This is a genomic window from Endozoicomonas sp. SESOKO2, assembly GCF_024606245.1.
GTDB lineage: Bacteria > Pseudomonadota > Gammaproteobacteria > Pseudomonadales > Endozoicomonadaceae > Endozoicomonas_A.
Window position 1 is genome coordinate 1 of the sequence record NZ_JAHHPQ010000046.1, and the last position, 2,031, is coordinate 2,031.

Annotated in this window: 2 protein-coding genes; both read left to right on the forward strand. The window is 44.9% G+C overall.

Annotated features, from left to right (window positions below):
* A partial coding sequence (locus tag KDK17_RS01090; protein ID WP_257287151.1) for a hypothetical protein occupies nt 1-319 on the forward strand: 319 nt, incomplete at its 5' end.
* 357 nt (nt 320-676) lie between these two features.
* Nucleotides 677-2,031 (forward strand): hypothetical protein (locus tag KDK17_RS01095; RefSeq protein WP_257287152.1); only part of this gene is annotated, 1,355 nt, incomplete at its 3' end.

Here is a 2,031-nt window from a genome sequence, read left to right on the forward strand (position 1 = left end):
CCCGCCAGACGACAAACAAGAAAAACAGGCGTTTGGCAGTTTATGGTTAAAGCTCAACCAGACAGAAGTTTTTAGCATCGAAATACTGAACTTGCTGGACGATTATGGAGATGAAATGGAGCTGATGCACACAGTAACCGTCCTTAAAAAAGCCAAAATCGATATCGATAACCACATACTGGAAGGATGGAGGCAACGGGCATGCAGCGAAATAAAGCGGTTAAAAAGGCAAGACCCCTTATTATCAGAGGTTGATCCTGATGTTTATCAGAGTTGTCAGGAATTAGAGTTATTTGATGGGTGTGGAAGTATTTTTTAATAGGCATATGTCTTTCGTCTGACTCAGCAGATTTCTTTAGACTACTGTCGTTTTATAAAAGCCTCAATTAAGCTAACCCGCTTCTTTAAGTTTGACGAAAGCTTCTGTCAGGCGAACTCTCTCACTTAAAAAAAACTTTTCGCCAACTCCGATCGTGGCGCACTGACTATCTGGCTGCTATATATTCCGGTGCCAATGAGAGGTCATTCAATGGTCATGAGCCGGATGACGTTAAAATAACGTGTTTTTCCAATAGCGAAGGAGTCCGTGATGCGGATTTTTTTTAAGCCTGAATCTACGAGACGCCAACAAAAAAACCAAACTCTCTGCTTAATGCTCCGACCGCTGCTTCTGTTGATGAGCATAATGTTTGGGGAGTCGCTGCCCGCATTGGGATTAGCCGGCTCAAGCCCACCACCAGTGCATTTCGTTTATACCAATAAGTTGACTGAACCTGTAAAAACCAATCCTCATTCGGCTGGGTTTATGCCACTCGCTCAACAATTGCCTCCCCTCCCCATTTGGCCAAGTGACGGAAACAACTGGAATACCGATCCACAGCCCCAGCCTGCCCATAACCTTGTTCTCAGCCCTGTTCAAAAATACCTGCAAAAAAAAAAGGAACTGCTTCGTAAGCTACGATTAAAACGACAATTATCTACTAATAAAAACCAAACAACACTGGCTCGGGTTTTGTCAAACCGGATCATGGTGATTGAAGCGGATCTTATGGATCTGGAAAGGTCAGACCCTGCCACGATTGATCCAGGACTGCTTCAAACATGGCTGGCAGATAATGATCAGGAACTCAGTATTTACCGTGAGATCACTTCTGGTAAAGGTTCTGGCCGTCAGGCGGGTTCCGGGAAAAAGGGTCACCCCTCCCGAACGACTGCAGCATCGTCGACTGCGACAACAGGCGGGTCAGGCCAATCCGGCCAGATTTCCCAAGCCGCCGTCCCTGGCCAGGAAACCGATTCAGAAGACGACAGTGGTAGTGGGGGCGATGAACCACTGAAACCCTCGGCTGAGCAGGACACTGGAAGTTCGGTTGCAACTTGTTCGAAGTGTAACAAGCCACTGAATCAACAAGAATTAAAGCGTATAGCTAATGAGGAATCAGCTTCAGCGTTTTTATGTGACAACTGCCCGCCGGGGACTGAGAGTAAAAAAAATGAACCATTGGAAGAAGTAAAAGAGAATATCGAATACGAATTAACCAATGAAGAATTGGAAAAAGTGCAATCCCTGATGGTGGTATTCGAGAAAGAAAACATCACGGTTAAGTACTCTTTTTACAGGCTGCTTGGTTTCGTAGAGAGAAATTCTTTTAATGGTTTCTTCGATAATGCCATTGCTTTTTTTGGGCACCTTCCTGAAAGCATCAAAAATACTGACGTGCTGACCGACATGCTGAAGAATAGAAAAGAACATATCTCTGATTTTGTCGAACGTAGCCAGGATGAACTCGCATATTTAGCCAGTTTGAATGTATTAACTTCCTTTGCATCCATGAACAATGGCAAAGGTGTGCCCAAACATGAGGAAGTGAAAGCAATACTGAGCTGGCCGGAATGGAAAGACCAGAATGACAATTTCAATACACAGCTGTTCCTCGCCATCTCGTCTATGAATCATAGCAGAGGCTTTCCCAAACATGAGGAAGTGAAAGCGGTGCTGAGCTGGCCTGAATGGAAAGACAAGAATGGCGA